This is a genomic window from Arthrobacter sp. MMS24-S77, from assembly GCF_054888235.1.
Genome location: NZ_JBTZRN010000001.1, coordinates 2,615,749 through 2,631,369, shown reverse-complemented (window position 1 = coordinate 2,631,369; position 15,621 = coordinate 2,615,749). Strand labels below are relative to the sequence as shown.

Genomic DNA, 15,621 nt, shown 5'->3' with positions numbered 1-15,621 from the left:
CGCGGGGCGGCATCGTGTGGAATCCGCCGCTCCGGAGACCAACGATTGGAGGCAAAGTGCTGGCATCCTTGCTGCTGCAGCGACTAGCCCCCTACAAGACCCACGTACTGGCCATAGTTTTCCTGCAACTGGTCCAGACCGGAGCCACGCTCCTCCTGCCCACCTTCAACGCCAAGATCGTCGACGACGGCCTCGTCGCCGGGAACAGCGAAGTGATACTTCGCCTGGGCGGCTGGATGCTGGCGCTCACCGTCGTCCAGGTGCTTGCCGCAGTGCTAGCCGGCTACCTCGGCGCCATCGTCGCCATGAAGATCGGCAGGGGGCTGCGGCAGGACCTTTTCGACAAGATCCATTCCCTGCCGGACCAGGACGTTGCAGCCTTCGGGCCCGCCAGCCTGGTGGTCAGGACCACCAATGACGTCCTGCAATTGCAGAACATCACGGTGCTCGTGTTCAGCATGCTGGTGGCGGCGCCGGTCATGGGCATCGGCGGCGTCATTCTGGCAGTCGAACAGGACGTGGCCTTGTCGTGGATCGTTTTTGCGATCATTCCCGTGCTCCTGATCATCATGCTCTTGATCGTCCGTAAGCTCGTACCGCTGTACCGCGAAGGCCAGGGCTTGGTGGACCGGATCAACAGCGTGCTTCGCGAACAGATCCTGGGGACCGCAGTCATCAGGGCCTTTGTCCGCCAGCCATTCGAGATGAAACGCTTCGAGGCCGCCAATGACGCCCTGACAAACAACAATCTCCGTTCTGCCCGGATTGTCGCGGCCATGCTTCCGCTCGTCATGATCGTCGTCAACCTCTCCTCCACGGGGGTTGTGTGGCTCGGTGGCCACCGCATCATCGCCGGCGACATGCAGCTGGGCGCGCTCACCGCATTCATCGCCTACATCATGCAGATCCTGCTCGCGATCATGATGGCCATGTATGTGCTGAGCACGGCTCCCCGTGCGTCCGTCAGCGCCGAACGCGTCACCGAAGTGCTCAACACAGCATCTGAACTGGTCCTGCAAGGAAACCTTGCCGGTGGGACGGCGGGGAGTCATCCGCGGACTGAGGGCCTGAGCTTCAACGATGTCTCCTTCGCTTATCCGGGAGCCGAGGCGCCCGTATTGGAGGGCATAACCTTCCAGGCGGCCCCGGGAACCACGACGGCGGTGATCGGCTCCACCGGAAGCGGCAAGTCAACGATCGTCAGCCTTGTGCCAAGGCTCCTTGAGGCGACAAGCGGAAGTATCTCGCTCGATGGCCAGGACATCGCCACGGTTCCCCTGGGTGCCTTGCGCAGCCAGCTCGCCGTCGTGCCCCAGGAGACATGGTTGTTCCGTGGAACCATCGCGGAAAACCTGCGCCTCTCACTGCCGTCAGCAACGGACTCCCAATTGTGGCAGGCCCTTGAGACGGCCCAGGCGGCAGATTTCGTGGCTGAACTGCCCCAAGGGCTGGAAACCACCCTGTCCCAGAGCGGCGCCGGTCTCTCCGGCGGCCAGCGGCAGCGGCTGTGCATCGCCCGCGCAATGCTGCGCCCCGCATTGGTCTATCTATTTGACGACAGCTTCTCGGCCCTGGACACAGTGACCGAAGCAAGGCTCCGGGCCGCACTCGAACCCGAACTGCGGGAGGCAATCGTCATCATCGTCGCCCAAAGGGTCAATACAGTGGTGTCGGCGGACCAGATACTCCTCATCGACCAGGGCCGTCTGGTGGCACATGGAACGCACGAGGAACTTCTTGTGTCCTCCGGGACCTACCGGGAGATCGTGGCGTCCCAGCTCGAAACGGAAGAAGCCGCGTGAGCGGCGATAGCGCGCACCGGGCCCGCACTGAGAAGCCGGCGCGATCGCTTCTCCGCCTCGCGGGCTTGCTGAAGCCCGCGAGGGGCGTCATGACCGCCGCGATTCTCTGCATTTGCGGTTTTGCCACACTCAACGTGGCAGCACCCAAGATACTCGGCGACGCCACCGACGTCATCGCAGCCGCCGTCTTCGGCGCGCAGTTCAACACCGAACGTTTTGTCCTGCTGTTGCTTGTGGCCGCATCCATGTATGCGGTTGCCTCGCTGCTTAGCTGGGCCCAAGGCCGGCTCAACGCCCTCGCTGTGCAGCGGCTCGCGCATGACCTTCGGGAAGCGGTGGAAGCGAAATTGCATCGTCTTCCCGTGGCCTACTACGACGGCCGCTCCCGGGGAGATGTCCTGAGCCGCGCCACCAACGACCTCGACAACGTGGCACAAACCCTCAACCAGCTCCTTGCGCAACTCCTCACCTCAGCGTTGATGGTCATTGGCTCCCTGGGGATGATGCTCCTGCTTTCGCCCTTGCTGGCCCTCGTGTCCCTGTTGGCTGTTCCGGTATCAGCCCTCGCCTCGGTTGTGGTGACCCAGCGCTCGCAGAAGTACTTTGTCCGGCAGTGGGAGGCTACTGCAGACGTCAACTCCCTGGTGGAGGAGACCGCAACCGGTCACGAGACCATCAAGCTTTTCAGCGCGCAGACTGCGATGGCGGCCCGCTTCGCAGCCCACAACGACGGGCTGTATTCCGCGAGTTCCAAAGCGCAGTTCGCGTCCGGACTGCTGCTTCCGCTGATGGCTTTCGTCTCCAACGCCAGCTATGTGGGGGTCGCGATCGTGGGCGCACTCCAGTTCCTTGCCGGCGCGATGAGTATTGGCGGGATCCAGGCGTTCATACAATTCAACCGGCTCTTCAGCCAGCCGTTGGGCCAGATTGGCGGCATGGCCCAGGTCCTGCAATCGTGCGCCGTATCCGCCAGCAGGGTCTTCGAGTTGTTGGACGAACCGGAATTGTCGACGGAACCCAGCGTCGGTGCACGCGCTGTCGCCGGTTCAAGCTTTGATGCACCTGCGGGAAGGGTCTCTTTTGAGCACATTGCTTTCAGCTATCGCGCCGATGCGCCATTGATCGAGGACCTGTCATTCCACGTGGAGCCGGGGCAGACGGTGGCCATTGTGGGGCACACCGGCGCGGGGAAGACCACGCTGATCAGCCTCCTCATGCGTTTCCATGAACTTGGCTCCGGGAAGATCACCATTGACGGCGCGGACATTGCGGGCATGGGGCGCGATGCCCTCCGCCGCAACTTCGGCGTGGTGCTTCAGGATCCGTGGATTTTCACGGGCACCATCCGGGAGAACATCGAATACGGACGTCCAGGTGCCAGCGACGCGGACATCGTGGCCGCTGCCGAGGCGAGCTACGTGGACCACTTTGTCCGGTCGCTGCCGAACGGGTACTCCACCATGCTCAGCAATGGAGGAGAGCCGCTGAGCCAAGGGCAGAGGCAATTGCTGAGCATCGCCCGTGCACGGCTTTCCGGCCGCCCCCTTCTGATCCTGGACGAAGCCACGAGTTCAGTCGATACCCGCACGGAAGTCCTCATCCGCCAGGCGATGCACAGATTGCGGAGCAACAAGACGTCTTTCGTCATCGCGCACCGCTTGTCCACCATCCGCGACGCTGATCTAATTCTCGTCATGGACCACGGACGGATCGTTGAACACGGCACCCATCATTCGCTGCTGGAGCTTGGCGGGCACTATGCCCGCTTGCACGACGCCCAGTTCGCCGTCGGAGACGGCGGCTTGGCCGCGATGCCGGCACGGACCGCCAAACACCGCGCCGAGCAAGTGGAGAGGGAAGCCTCATGAGTGGCTCGATCGAGTTTCCCGGTTCATGGCGACCCAAGCAGTCGAGCACCGTGGCCTTGTATGAGCAGCTTCGGCTCCGCATTATCGAGCTGGCTGACGCAGGCACGCTCCCTGTCGGGACCAAACTTCCGGCGGTGCGCAGCCTGGCTGGCGAGCTGGATGTTGCCCCCCACACCGTCGCCCGCGCGTACAAGGAACTTGAAGCGGCCGGAGTGGTGGCAACCCGTGGCCGGAACGGAACAGTGGTGTGCGCCCGGGACGACCGCTGGAGCGCTTTGGCCGCCGTCGCGGCGAATTACTCGGCCGCGGCCAAGGCGCAGGGCGCCAGTTTCGCCGAGGCAGTACAGCTTCTGGCGGCCGCCTACGACGCGGATTGATACCCGTCAGTAGGCCGCGGGAGTCCACATGGAAATTCGAAGAAGTTTTCGATTAGCATTAGTGGGTGCCTAAAGCCGTAGCTGAAGTCCCCGCCGTCGAATCCTTCGCAAGCGTTTCCGCGCAGCCGCCTGCCACGCCCGTGAGACATGACCTGTCCCGCCTCGTGGTGAAGGGAGCGCGTGAACACAACCTCCGCAACGTGGACCTCGACCTTCCCCGTGATGCCATGATCGTCTTTACCGGCTTGTCAGGTTCGGGCAAGTCGTCCTTGGCGTTCGATACCATCTTCGCCGAGGGGCAGCGCCGGTACGTGGAATCATTGTCGGCCTATGCCCGCCAGTTCCTGGGCCAAGTGGACAAGCCGGACGTCGACTTCATCGAGGGCCTTTCCCCGGCAGTCTCCATCGACCAGAAGTCCACCAGCAAGAACCCGCGTTCCACCGTGGGCACCATCACCGAGATCTACGACTACATGCGCCTTCTCTGGGCCCGTGTCGGCAGGCCGCATTGCCCGGTGTGCCATGAGCCCATCACAAGGCAGACTCCGCAGCAGATCGTCGACCAACTGCTGGAACTCGAATCGGGCACGCGCTTCCAGATTCTTGCCCCCGTGGTCCGCGGACGCAAGGGCGAATTCGTGGAGCTCTTCAAGGAGCTCACCGCCAAGGGCTACTCACGTGCCAGGGTGGACGGCGAACTCGTCCAGCTAAGCGATCCGCCCAAGCTCGGCAAACAATTCAAGCACTCCATCGAAGTAGTCGTGGACCGGTTGGTGGTCAAGGAGGGGATCAGCCAACGGTTGACCGACTCGATCGAAACGGCGCTCGGCCTTGCGGAAGGCCGTGTGCTGGTCGAATTCGTCGATCTCGACGCCGAAGACCCGGCGCGGATCCGCGCGTTTTCGGAGAACCTCGCTTGCCCTAATGAGCACCCGCTGGCCATCGACGAGATCGAGCCCCGTTCGTTCTCCTTCAACAACCCCTTCGGCGCATGCGCTGCCTGCAGTGGCATCGGCACCAAACTGGAGGTCGATGAGGAACTCGTGGTTCCGAACCCCGAGCTTTCGTTGGGCCAAGGGGCCATAGCGCCGTGGTCGTTGGGCACGGCCACCACGGAGTACTGGAACAGGCTTCTGGAGGGCCTCGCCCTGGAGCTCGATTTCTCCATGGACACCCCGTGGGAGAAGCTGCCGCAGGAAGTTCGGCAGACGGTGCTGCACGGCAAGGACCACAAGGTGGTGGTCCAGTACCGCAACAGGTTCGGCCGGGAGCGCAAGTACAGCACCGGCTTCGAAGGCGCCATCCAATACGTTCACCGGAAGCACGGTGAAACGGACTCCGACTGGGCACGCGACCGCTACGAAGAGTACATGCGGCAGGTTCCTTGCCCCGCATGCAACGGTGCCCGGCTTAACCCGGCGTCGCTCTCGGTGCTGATCAACGGCAAGTCCATCGCCGAAGTATCGGCCCTTCCGATGCGTGATTGCGCCGATTTCCTCGGTAGCCTCACGCTCACCGACCGCGAGGCCCAGATCGCGCACCAGGTTCTCAAAGAGATCCAGGCACGCCTGACGTTCCTGCTTGATGTGGGGCTCGAATACCTGAATCTCGAACGGCCGTCCGGGACCCTGTCCGGCGGCGAGGCCCAGCGCATTCGACTCGCCACTCAGATCGGCTCTGGCCTGGTGGGTGTCCTCTACGTCCTGGACGAGCCGTCCATCGGACTGCACCAGAAGGACAACCGCCGCCTCATCGAAACGCTGACGCGGCTGCGCGATCTCGGTAATACGCTGATTGTTGTCGAACACGACGAAGACACCATTCACGAGGCCGACTGGGTGGTGGACATCGGACCTGGCGCCGGCGAGCACGGTGGCCAGGTGGTGCACTCCGGTTCCTACAAGGAACTCCTGGAAAACACGAACTCCCTGACCGGCGACTACCTGTCCGGGCGGCGCAAGATCGACATCCCGCCGAAGCGACGCAAGTACGACAAGAAGCGCGAACTCAAGGTCATCGGCGCACGCGAAAACAACCTGAACAACGTTGACGCCACCTTCCCGCTGGGTCTTTTCACCGCCGTGACCGGCGTCAGTGGCTCAGGGAAGTCCACCCTGGTGAACGAGATCCTCTACAAGGTGCTTGCGAATAAGCTCAACGGCGCCAAGCAGGTTGCGGGCCGGCACCGCTCGGTAGCGGGCCTGGAGCACCTCGACAAGGTGGTCCACGTGGACCAGAGCCCTATCGGCCGGACACCGCGTTCCAACCCCGCCACGTACACCGGCGTGTTCGACAACATCCGGAAGCTCTTCGCGGAAACCAACGAAGCCAAAGTGCGCGGTTACCAGCCAGGCCGCTTCTCATTCAACGTCAAGGGCGGCCGCTGTGAGGCCTGCTCCGGTGACGGCACGCTGAAGATCGAGATGAACTTCCTGCCGGACGTCTACGTCCCGTGCGAAGTGTGCCATGGCGCCCGCTACAACCGGGAGACCCTTGAAGTTCACTACAAGGGCAAAACCATTGCAGACGTCCTCAACATGCCTATCGAAGAAGGCGCGGAGTTCTTTGCGGCGTTCACGCCCATCGCCCGGCACCTGAACACCCTCGTCGACGTCGGTCTCGGCTACGTCCGGCTCGGGCAGCCGGCCACCACCCTGTCCGGTGGCGAGGCGCAGCGCGTGAAGCTGGCCTCGGAGCTCCAGAAGCGGTCGAACGGACGCAGCGTCTACGTCTTGGACGAGCCCACTACAGGCCTGCACTTCGAGGACATCCGCAAGCTGCTCATGGTGCTGCAGGGCTTGGTGGACAAGGGGAACACGGTCATCACCATTGAACACAACCTTGACGTCATCAAGTCTGCCGACTGGATTGTGGACCTTGGTCCCAACGGTGGTTCAGGCGGTGGACGCATCGTGGCAACCGGCACGCCCGAACAGGTCGCCAAGTCCACGGAAAGCCATACCGCGGCCTTCCTGGCGGAGATTCTGGGTTAGTGTGGCGGCTCCCGCCGGGGAATATTTCGGCTTCGGCCGGAGTATTCCCTGGCCGGCATGTGAGTTTCAGGCATGCCTCAACTCGTGAGAAACTAACCCGGTGACTCAAACAATGGTGCCCGTAATCTTCGATCTGGACGGCACCCTTGTCGATCCTGCAGGTGGCATAACCGGCGGCATCGCCGCGGCCTTGCGCGAAATTGGCCTCCCCATCCCGGATCAGCCCGTGCTCGACTCCATGGTTGGACCCAAGCTCAGCGATTCCCTGGAGCACATCGCCGGGGTTCCCGCGGGAAGAGTCGACGAAGTCATCGGGCGCTACCGCAGCTATTACCGTTCCGTCGGCATCGGGCAGGGCCGCCTTTATCCCGGAATCCGTGAGCTCCTCGAGTTCTTCGCGGAGTCGCGGCGTCCGGTCGCTGTGGCCACGCAGAAACCCCAGGGACTGGCGCGCGTAGTGTTGGAGCACCACGGCATTGCCGACTTCTTTGCGTCCATCTGCGGTGCCTCCGACGACGAATCAATGGCCGCGAACACGGCCCCCGGCAAGGTGGAAATCGTCGGTGCGGCGCTGGCCACGCTGCATTCGCAGCCCGCGGTGATGGTGGGGGACCGGCACCAGGATGTTGCCGGCGCCATGGCCAATGGACTTGACTGCATCGGTGTGAGTTGGGGATTTGCGCCCGACGGCGAGCTTCAGGAAGCGGGAGCCGTCGCCGTCGTGGACTCCACCGCGCAGCTGCTGAAGAAGATCGAAGAACTTGACGCCGTCCGTGCGGCGGCCCTGAGCGAGGTGCAGAACGATGGAAGCCTTTGATGTCATCCGCTGGACCACCCGCGGACTGATTTCCAGCACCTGCCGTCCCACGGTCATCGGACTGGAAAATGTGCCCAAGGAAGGGCCATTCATTGTGGCCCCGAACCATTTGTCCTTTCTGGACAGCGTGATTGTCCAGGCACTGATGCCCCGTCCGGTGGGCTTCTTTGCCAAGGCGGAGTACTTCACCACCAAGGGCTTCAAGGGCCGCGCCATGAAGGCGTTCTTCCAGGCGGTCGGATCCATTCCGGTGGAACGCGGAGAACAAGCTGCCAGTGTGCAAGCGCTCAAGACCCTGCTGGACATCCTGGAGAACGGGAGGGGCATCGGTATCTATCCGGAGGGAACGCGTTCGCGTGACGGCTTGCTCTACCGTGGGCGCACGGGCGTCGGCTGGCTTGCCCTGACCACGGGGGCGCCTGTGGTGCCGGTGGGCCTGATTGGCACGGACAAACTGCAGCCAGTGGACCGTAACACCGTCCGTCCCCAGCACTTCACCATGAAGGTGGGCGAACCGCTGTACTTCGAGAAGACAGGTCCGGACCATTCCCTGCCGGCCCGCCGCGAAGTGACGGACAAGATCATGGATGCCATCGCGGCATTGAGCGGCCAGGAACGCTCCACCAGCTACAACCAGAGCAAGTCCGCGGAGTAGCTCTCCGCGAAGCCGGTGCGTACGGGGTGGCGTCTTTCCCTTACTAGACTGGATCTGTGGCAGATCCAGCGAGTTATCGACCCCAGACGGGAGAAATCCCCACCACCCCCGGCGTCTACCGGTTCCGGGATCCACACGGCCGTGTCATCTATGTGGGCAAGGCGAAGAACCTGCGGTCCCGGCTGAACTCCTACTTCGCAAACCCTGCAGGGTTGTTGCCAAAGACGTACGCCATGGTGCACGCGGCCAGCAGCGTTGAGTGGACCGTGGTTGGCAGCGAGCTTGAGTCCCTCCAGCTCGAGTACACCTGGATCAAGGAATTCAAGCCGCGCTTCAACGTCGTGTTCCGCGATGACAAGACCTACCCGTATCTCGCCGTGAGCATGGGGGAGAAGCTCCCCGGGTCCAGGTCATGCGCGGGGAGCGCCGCAAAGGCACCCGTTACTTCGGCCCGTACACGGCCGGCGCCATCCGCGAAACCATGGACACCCTGCTCAGGGTTTTCCCGGTGCGGAGCTGCAGCGCCGGTGTCTTGAAGAGGGCACAGGCGAGCGGCCGGCCATGCCTGCTGGGTTATATCGACAAATGTTCGGCACCGTGCGTGGGACGGGTGACCCCTGAGGAGCACCGGGCCATCGCCGAAGACTTCTGCTCCTTCATGGGCGGAGAAGCCGGCAAGTTCATCCGGCGCCTCGAAAAGGACATGGCGGCTGCCGTGGCCGAACTTGACTACGAGAGGGCGGCGCGAATCCGCGACGACATCGCGGCCCTGCGCAAAGTCTTCGAACGCAATGCCGTGGTCCTTTCCGAGGACACGGATGCGGATATTTTCGCCCTGCACGACGACGACCTCGAGGCTTCGGTGCAGGTCTTCCACGTCAGGGGCGGCCGGGTACGCGGCCAGCGGGGCTGGGTAGTGGAAAAGGTGGAAGACGCCACCACTCCTGAGCTCATCGAGCACCTCCTGCAGCAGGTCTACGGAGAGGACAGCGACAACCAGGGCCGTATTCCCCGCGAAGTCCTGGTCCCGGAGATTCCGTCCAACCATCATGAGTTGCTTGAATGGCTTGGCGGCCTGAGGGGCGCCAAGGTGGATATCCGGGTGCCGCAGCGTGGCGACAAAGCTGCCCTCATGTCCACTGTCCGGGAAAATGCGGAGCAAGCACTGAAGCTCCACAAAGTCCGGAGGGCAGGTGATATCACCGTCCGCTCCCAGGCGCTCCAGGAATTGCAGGAGGCGCTTGAGCTTCCCGTGCCGTTGCTTCGGATCGAGTGTTACGACATATCCCATGTGCAGGGCACCAACGTGGTCGCGTCCATGGTGGTGGTGGAAGATGGGCTCCCCAAGAAGGCCGACTATCGGAAGTTCTCCATCACGGGTGCGGCGGCAACCGACGACACCGCGGCGATGCACGACGTCCTCACGCGACGATTCAGGCACTATCTGCAGGACAAATCCGCCCAGCTCCCCAAGAGCGGGGAAATCCCCGCCGCCGGTTCCGGGGAGGAGCCGACGTCGTCCGATGACGTCGCCGGCACCGGGACGAAGGCGAGGTTCGCCTATCCGCCCAACCTCGTCGTCGTCGACGGCGGGCAGCCCCAAGTGAACGCGGCCGCGCGGGCACTCGCGGAGCTGGGGATCGACGACGTCTACGTCGTGGGCCTGGCGAAGCGGCTCGAAGAAGTCTGGTTGCCGGATAGCGATTTCCCCGTGATACTGCCGCGCACTTCACAAGGGCTCTACCTCCTGCAGCGCATCCGCGACGAAGCCCACCGCTTCGCCATCACTTTCCACCGGCAGAAGCGCGGAAAGGCCATGACCGTGTCTGCGCTCGACGGCGTTCCCGGCCTCGGCGAAGCCAAACGGAAGGCGCTCGTGGCACATTTCGGTTCGCTCAAGAAGATCAAGGCTGCCACGGCAACTGAGCTCACCGCCGCGAAGGGAATCGGCCCGGCACTGGCAGAAGCCGTGGTCAGCCATCTGGCGGCGTCCAGTGCCTCGGAAGAGGCCGCCCCGGCAGTCAACATGACCACCGGCGAAATCCTTGAATATTAGCTAGGGTAATAATCGGACTGCTCCTCAAGGCGGTCCGGCTTTTGGACCATCTCAGAAACGGGGACACTAGATGTCAGAAACAACAGCAGGATCCGACGCGGAGCAGGACGGCCTTATTCCCGTCAAGCCTGTCGAAGCGGAACTGCTGGTGGTGACTGGCATGTCCGGAGCAGGCCGCAGCACCGCCTCGGACGCCTTGGAGGACCACGGCTGGTACGTTGTCGAAAACCTCCCCCGCAGATGTTGGGGACGCTCGCCGAAATCGTCTCGCACGCACCCCAGTCGATCCCCAAGCTTGCCGTCGTCGTGGACGTCCGCAGCAAGGGCCTGTTCACCGATATTCGGACAGCCCTCGGCGCACTCAGCGCCAGCGGAATCACGTTCCGGGTGCTCTTCCTCGATGCCAGCGACAACGTCCTGGTCCGGCGCTTTGAACAAGGCCGCCGACCGCATCCGCTCCAGGGCGGCGGCCGGATCCTGGACGGTATCGCCGCTGAGCGCGACGTCCTGAAGGAACTGAAGGAATCGGCAGATGTGGTCCTGGACACGAGTACGTACAACGTCCACGGCCTGGCGACCGCTATCACTGAACTATTCACCGACACAGGCCCCGTCGCGCTGCGCTTGAACGTCATGAGCTTCGGTTTCAAATACGGCCTGCCGGTGGACGCCAACTTCGTGGCGGACGCGCGCTTCATCCCCAACCCGCACTGGGTCCCGAAGTTGCGCCCGCACACTGGACTCGACGCCGATGTGAGCGACTACGTGCTGGGGGCCGACGGCGTCAAGGACTTCGTTGACCGCTACGTCCTTGCCCTGGAGCCCGTCCTCGACGGCTACCGGACGGAAAACAAGCACTACGCCACCATTGCTGTCGGCTGCACGGGTGGCAAACACCGTTCGGTCGCGGTGGCCGTCGAACTTTCCAAACGGCTGGCCCAATATCCTCGGGTCACCGTGACCACGAGCCACCGTGATCTGGGTCGCGAATAATGGGGGTTCTGACCGGACCCCTGCCGCTTGTCCCGCCCAAGGGGACGCCAGGCAGCCAGCCTTCCAAGGGACCTACCGTTGTTGCACTCGGCGGCGGTCACGGGCTCTCCGCATCACTCTCTGCGTTGCGGCTGCTGACCTCCGAGCTCACCGCGATCGTGACCGTTGCCGACGACGGCGGATCGTCCGGGCGGCTGCGGGAAGAGTACGGGGTCCTTCCGCCCGGCGATCTTCGGATGGCGCTGAGCGCCCTCTGCGATGACACGGACTGGGGGCGCACGTGGCGGGACGTGATGCAGCATCGCTTCAAGACTCCGAGCGGCCGGCAAGGTTCCTTGGACAACCACGCCATGGGAAACCTGCTCATTGTTACCCTCTGGGAGTTGCTGGGCGACGCCGTGGCGGGACTGAAATGGGCAGGTGCCCTCTTGGGTGCCCGCGGCCAGGTCCTGCCGATGTCCACGCAGCCACTGAACATCGAAGGCGATGTCCGGGTGCCCTTGCTGGGAGGCGGTTACGAGTTCCAGACCGTCAAAGGCCAGGCCAAGTGCGCCGTTGCCGGATCCCTCGAAAACGTCCGGCTTCGACCGGAAGACGCCAGGGCATGCATCGAGGCGCTCACGGCCATCGAGCTCGCAGACTGGATCATTCTCGGCCCTGGCTCCTGGTACACCTCTGTCCTGCCGCATTTGCTGTTGCCCGAGATGCGCCAAGCCTTGTGTGATACCCCGGCTAAACGATGCCTCACCATGAACCTTGCCATGGACACGAAGGAAACCTCCGGGATGTCCGCCGCGGACCACCTGGATGCCCTGCGGCACTACGCGCCGGAGTTCAGCGTGGACGTAGTCCTGGCCGATCCCTCCTCGATATCGGACCTCAAGGAATTCGAGCGCGCTGCCGGAATGATCGGTGCGGAGGTGGTCTTGGGTAAAGTGGGGGCGTCGAGCCGCCGTCCAGTCCATGACCCGCTGCGTCTGGCATCGGCGTATCACGATATTTTCGGGAATAGTTAGGAACATGCGATGGCACTGACCGCATCGGTCAAGGAAGAACTTTCCCGGCTGGACATCAAGAAGTCTTCCGTCCGCAAGGCCGAAGTCTCGGCCATGCTGCGTTTTGCCGGCGGATTGCACATCATTTCGGGCCGCATCGTGATCGAGGCGGAGGTTGACCTCGCCTCCACGGCGCGGCGACTCCGCGCCGCGATCGCCGAAGTCTACGGGCACCAGAGCGAAATCATCGTCGTCTCCGGCGGGGGCCTCCGGCGCGGCAGCCGCTATGTCGTGCGGGTAGTGCGCGACGGCGAGGCCCTGGCCCGCCAGACTGGCCTCCTGGATGGCCGTGGACGGCCTGTCCGCGGCTTGCCGTCCGCCGTCGTCAATGGTTCGGCGTCCGACGCCGAAGCGGTCTGGCGCGGAGCCTTCCTGGCCCACGGTTCGCTGACCGAACCGGGCAGGTCCTCTTCGCTCGAAGTCACGTGCCCCGGACCGGAGTCCGCCCTTGCCTTGGTCGGAGCCGCCCGCCGGCTCGGCATCCAGGCCAAGGCGCGGGAAGTGCGCGGCGTGGACCGCGTGGTCATTCGTGACGGCGACACCATCGCCGCATTGCTCACCCGGATGGGCGCCCATGACGCCCTCATGGTGTGGGAGGAGCGACGCATGCGGAAGGAAGTACGGGCCACCGCCAACCGCCTTGCGAACTTCGACGACGCCAACCTCCGCCGCTCGGCCCAGGCGGCGGTCGCCGCAGGTGCCCGTGTCGACCGGGCCTTGGAAATCCTGGGCGACGACGTTCCAGACCACCTCAAGTACGCCGGTGAGCTCCGGGTGGCGCACAAGCAGGCCAGCCTGGATGAATTGGGCCGGCTCGCCGATCCGCCCATGACCAAGGACGCCATCGCGGGGCGGATCCGCCGGCTCTTGGCCATGGCGGACAAACGCGCCGGAGATCTGGGCATCCCGGGCACCGAGGCAAATGTGACCGCCGAAATGATGGACGAGTAAGGCGCCCGCCCTAGAATCGTCATGGTGCGGAGGAACCAGGGTTCCTGCCCGAAGATTTCCGGCCGGTTCGCCGATCGGATAAACAAAACGAGAGTTACCAACCGGACCCCGGTCCACTACATTGGAGGATTTCGTGACAGAGTACGTACTGCCCGAGCTCGGCTACGACTACGCAGCACTTGAGCCGCACATTTCGGCGAAGATCATGGAGCTGCACCACAGCAAGCACCACGCTGCCTATGTAGCCGGCGCCAACAACGCCCTGGCCCAGTTGGCCGAAGCCCGCGACAAGGGTGATTTCGCCAACATCAACCGCCTTTCCAAGGACCTCGCGTTCCACACCGGCGGTCACATCAACCACTCAGTGTTCTGGAACAACATCTCCCCGGACGGCGGCGACAAGCCCGAGGGCGAGCTGGCGGCAGCCATCGACGACGCCTTCGGCTCCTTCGATGCATTCCGTGCCCAGTTCTCGGCAGCTGCCCTTGGCCTGCAGGGATCCGGCTGGGGCTTCCTCGCCTACGAGCCCATCGGCGGCAACCTCCTCATCGAGCAGCTCTACGACCAGCAGGGCAACGTCGCAGTCGGCACCACGCCCCTGCTGATGCTGGACATGTGGGAGCACGCCTTCTACCTGGACTACGTCAACGTCAAGGCCGACTACGTCAAGGCATTCTGGAACATCGTCAACTGGGCCGACGTCGCCAAGCGCTTCGAAGCAGCCCGCGCGAACGCCACGGGACTGATCGTTCTCTAGGGAACTCCATCCCGAATCGGTGAGTGACGCGGAATACACGGGGATGTAACAAACTTCACATTCAGGTGAATTTCGCCCAAATACCGGATTGTCTGCCCCCGCAGTTGCGGGGCAGACGTAGTTAAACGTAAGATGGGTCACGGAAGGCGGTTAGCCTTCAGCAACGTGGCTGGTCGCCCTCCGATCTGATAATCACTTCTGCCCAATGATGTGCGGGAATTGTTAGTTGGAATCAAGATCCGACTCACTAGGTGTGCTTGCAAGAGCACCAAGGAGACTGAAATAGTGACCACCCGTATTGGTATCAACGGCTTTGGCCGCATCGGCCGCAACTACTTCCGCGCAGCACTCGCCCAGGGTGCAGATCTCGAAATTGTTGCGGTCAACGACCTCACGAGTCCCGAGGCTCTTGCCCACCTGCTGAAGTACGACTCCGTCGGCGGCCGCCTGACTCAGTCCGTTGAAGTCAAAGAGGGCAACCTCATTGTCGACGGCAGCATCATCAAGGTCCTTGCCGAGCGCGATCCCGCGAACCTCCCGTGGGCCGAGCTGGGCGTGGACATCGTCATCGAGTCCACCGGCTTCTTCACCAAGGCTGCCGCCGCGCAGAAGCACATCGACGCGGGTGCCAAGAAGGTCCTGATCTCCGCTCCTGCTTCGGACGAAGACATCACCATCGTGATGGGCGTCAACCATGAGCTCTATGACCCCGCAGCGCACCACATCATCTCCAACGCGTCCTGCACCACCAACTGCCTCGGCCCGCTGGCCAAGGTTGTCAACGACGCCTTCGGCATCGAGCGCGGCCTCATGACCACGGTGCACGCCTACACGGCAGACCAGAACCTGCAGGACGGCCCGCACAGCGACCTTCGCCGTGCCCGTGCCGCAGCCATCAACATGGTCCCCACCTCCACGGGTGCTGCCAAGGCGATCGGACTGGTCCTCCCGGAACTCAAGGGCAAGTTGGACGGCTACGCCATCCGCGTTCCGGTCCCCACGGGTTCCGCCACGGACCTGACCGTCACGGTTTCCCGCGAAGTGACCGTCGAGGAAGTCAACGCAGCCCTCAAGGCGGCTTCCGAGACTGAGCAGTTCAAGGGCATCCTGAGCTACACGTCGGATCCGATCGTCTCTTCGGACATCGTCGGCGACCCCGCTTCCTCGATCTTCGACTCCGGCCTCACCAAGGTCATCGGCAACCAGGTCAAGGTTGTTTCCTGGTATGACAACGAATGGGGCTACTCCAACCGCCTCGTTGACCTCACGGAGCTTGTCGCATCCAAGCTGGGCTAGG

The 15,621-nt window shown here is 63.3% G+C and carries 10 protein-coding genes and 2 pseudogenes; all 12 read left to right on the top strand.

Features of this window, described 5'->3' with window-relative positions; genetic code table 11:
- Positions 1-56 precede the first annotated feature (56 nt).
- Entirely contained in the window at positions 57-1,802 is a 1,746-nt protein-coding gene (locus ACX5I4_RS12020; protein WP_461836861.1) for an ABC transporter ATP-binding protein, read from the top strand.
- A gap of 89 nt (positions 1,803-1,891) precedes the next feature.
- A complete protein-coding gene (locus ACX5I4_RS12015; protein WP_461838707.1) occupies positions 1,892-3,670 on the top strand; it encodes an ABC transporter ATP-binding protein in 1,779 nt (592 codons plus the stop codon).
- Positions 3,667-4,047, top strand: coding sequence for a GntR family transcriptional regulator (locus ACX5I4_RS12010; protein ID WP_461836860.1), 381 nt, complete (start codon positions 3,667-3,669; stop codon positions 4,045-4,047). The genes ACX5I4_RS12015 and ACX5I4_RS12010 overlap by 4 nt, the downstream gene beginning before the upstream one ends.
- 65 nt (positions 4,048-4,112) lie before the next feature.
- Complete coding sequence (gene uvrA / locus ACX5I4_RS12005; RefSeq protein WP_461836859.1) at positions 4,113-7,040, top strand: excinuclease ABC subunit UvrA; 2,928 nt, start codon at positions 4,113-4,115, stop codon at positions 7,038-7,040.
- A gap of 100 nt (positions 7,041-7,140) precedes the next feature.
- A complete protein-coding gene (locus tag ACX5I4_RS12000; protein WP_461836858.1) occupies positions 7,141-7,857 on the top strand; it encodes an HAD hydrolase-like protein in 717 nt (238 codons plus the stop codon).
- Positions 7,844-8,512: a lysophospholipid acyltransferase family protein gene (locus ACX5I4_RS11995; protein ID WP_184735377.1), complete on the top strand. Its 669-nt coding sequence runs from the start codon at positions 7,844-7,846 to the stop codon at positions 8,510-8,512. The genes ACX5I4_RS12000 and ACX5I4_RS11995 overlap by 14 nt, the downstream gene beginning before the upstream one ends.
- 56 nt (positions 8,513-8,568) lie before the next feature.
- Positions 8,569-10,568: pseudogene (uvrC, locus tag ACX5I4_RS11990) on the top strand (excinuclease ABC subunit UvrC).
- Positions 10,569-10,638: 70 nt separating this feature from the next.
- A pseudogene (gene rapZ / locus ACX5I4_RS11985) lies at positions 10,639-11,561 on the top strand (RNase adapter RapZ).
- Complete coding sequence (locus ACX5I4_RS11980) at positions 11,561-12,577, top strand: gluconeogenesis factor YvcK family protein (RefSeq protein WP_461836857.1); 1,017 nt, start codon at positions 11,561-11,563, stop codon at positions 12,575-12,577. The pseudogene rapZ and the gene ACX5I4_RS11980 overlap by 1 nt, the downstream one beginning before the upstream one ends.
- Before the next feature lie 9 nt (positions 12,578-12,586).
- Positions 12,587-13,567 (top strand): DNA-binding protein WhiA, encoded by a 981-nt coding sequence (whiA, locus tag ACX5I4_RS11975; protein ID WP_461836856.1) that lies wholly within the window; start codon positions 12,587-12,589, stop codon positions 13,565-13,567.
- A 133-nt stretch (positions 13,568-13,700) separates the two neighbouring features.
- On the top strand, positions 13,701-14,324 hold the full coding sequence (locus ACX5I4_RS11970; protein ID WP_059389282.1) for a superoxide dismutase: 624 nt from the start codon (positions 13,701-13,703) through the stop codon (positions 14,322-14,324).
- A 285-nt stretch (positions 14,325-14,609) separates the two neighbouring features.
- Positions 14,610-15,620 carry a type I glyceraldehyde-3-phosphate dehydrogenase gene (gap, locus tag ACX5I4_RS11965; RefSeq protein ID WP_461836855.1) on the top strand — a complete coding sequence of 337 codons (1,011 nt, stop codon included), beginning with the start codon at positions 14,610-14,612 and terminating at the stop codon, positions 15,618-15,620.
- The last annotated feature ends 1 nt before the right edge of the window (position 15,621 follow it).

What these genes read in the sequence shown, in the direction of transcription:
- ACX5I4_RS12015 (WP_461838707.1), top strand. Translation starts at nt 1,892, where the DNA reads ATGACCGCCGCGATTCTCTGCATTTGCGGTTTTGCCACACTCAACGTG.
- ACX5I4_RS12010 (WP_461836860.1), top strand. Translation starts at nt 3,667, where the DNA reads ATGAGTGGCTCGATCGAGTTTCCCGGTTCATGGCGACCCAAGCAGTCG.
- ACX5I4_RS11995 (WP_184735377.1), top strand. Translation starts at nt 7,844, where the DNA reads ATGGAAGCCTTTGATGTCATCCGCTGGACCACCCGCGGACTGATTTCC.
- ACX5I4_RS11980 (WP_461836857.1), top strand. Translation starts at nt 11,561, where the DNA reads ATGGGGGTTCTGACCGGACCCCTGCCGCTTGTCCCGCCCAAGGGGACG.
- whiA (WP_461836856.1), top strand. Translation starts at nt 12,587, where the DNA reads ATGGCACTGACCGCATCGGTCAAGGAAGAACTTTCCCGGCTGGACATC.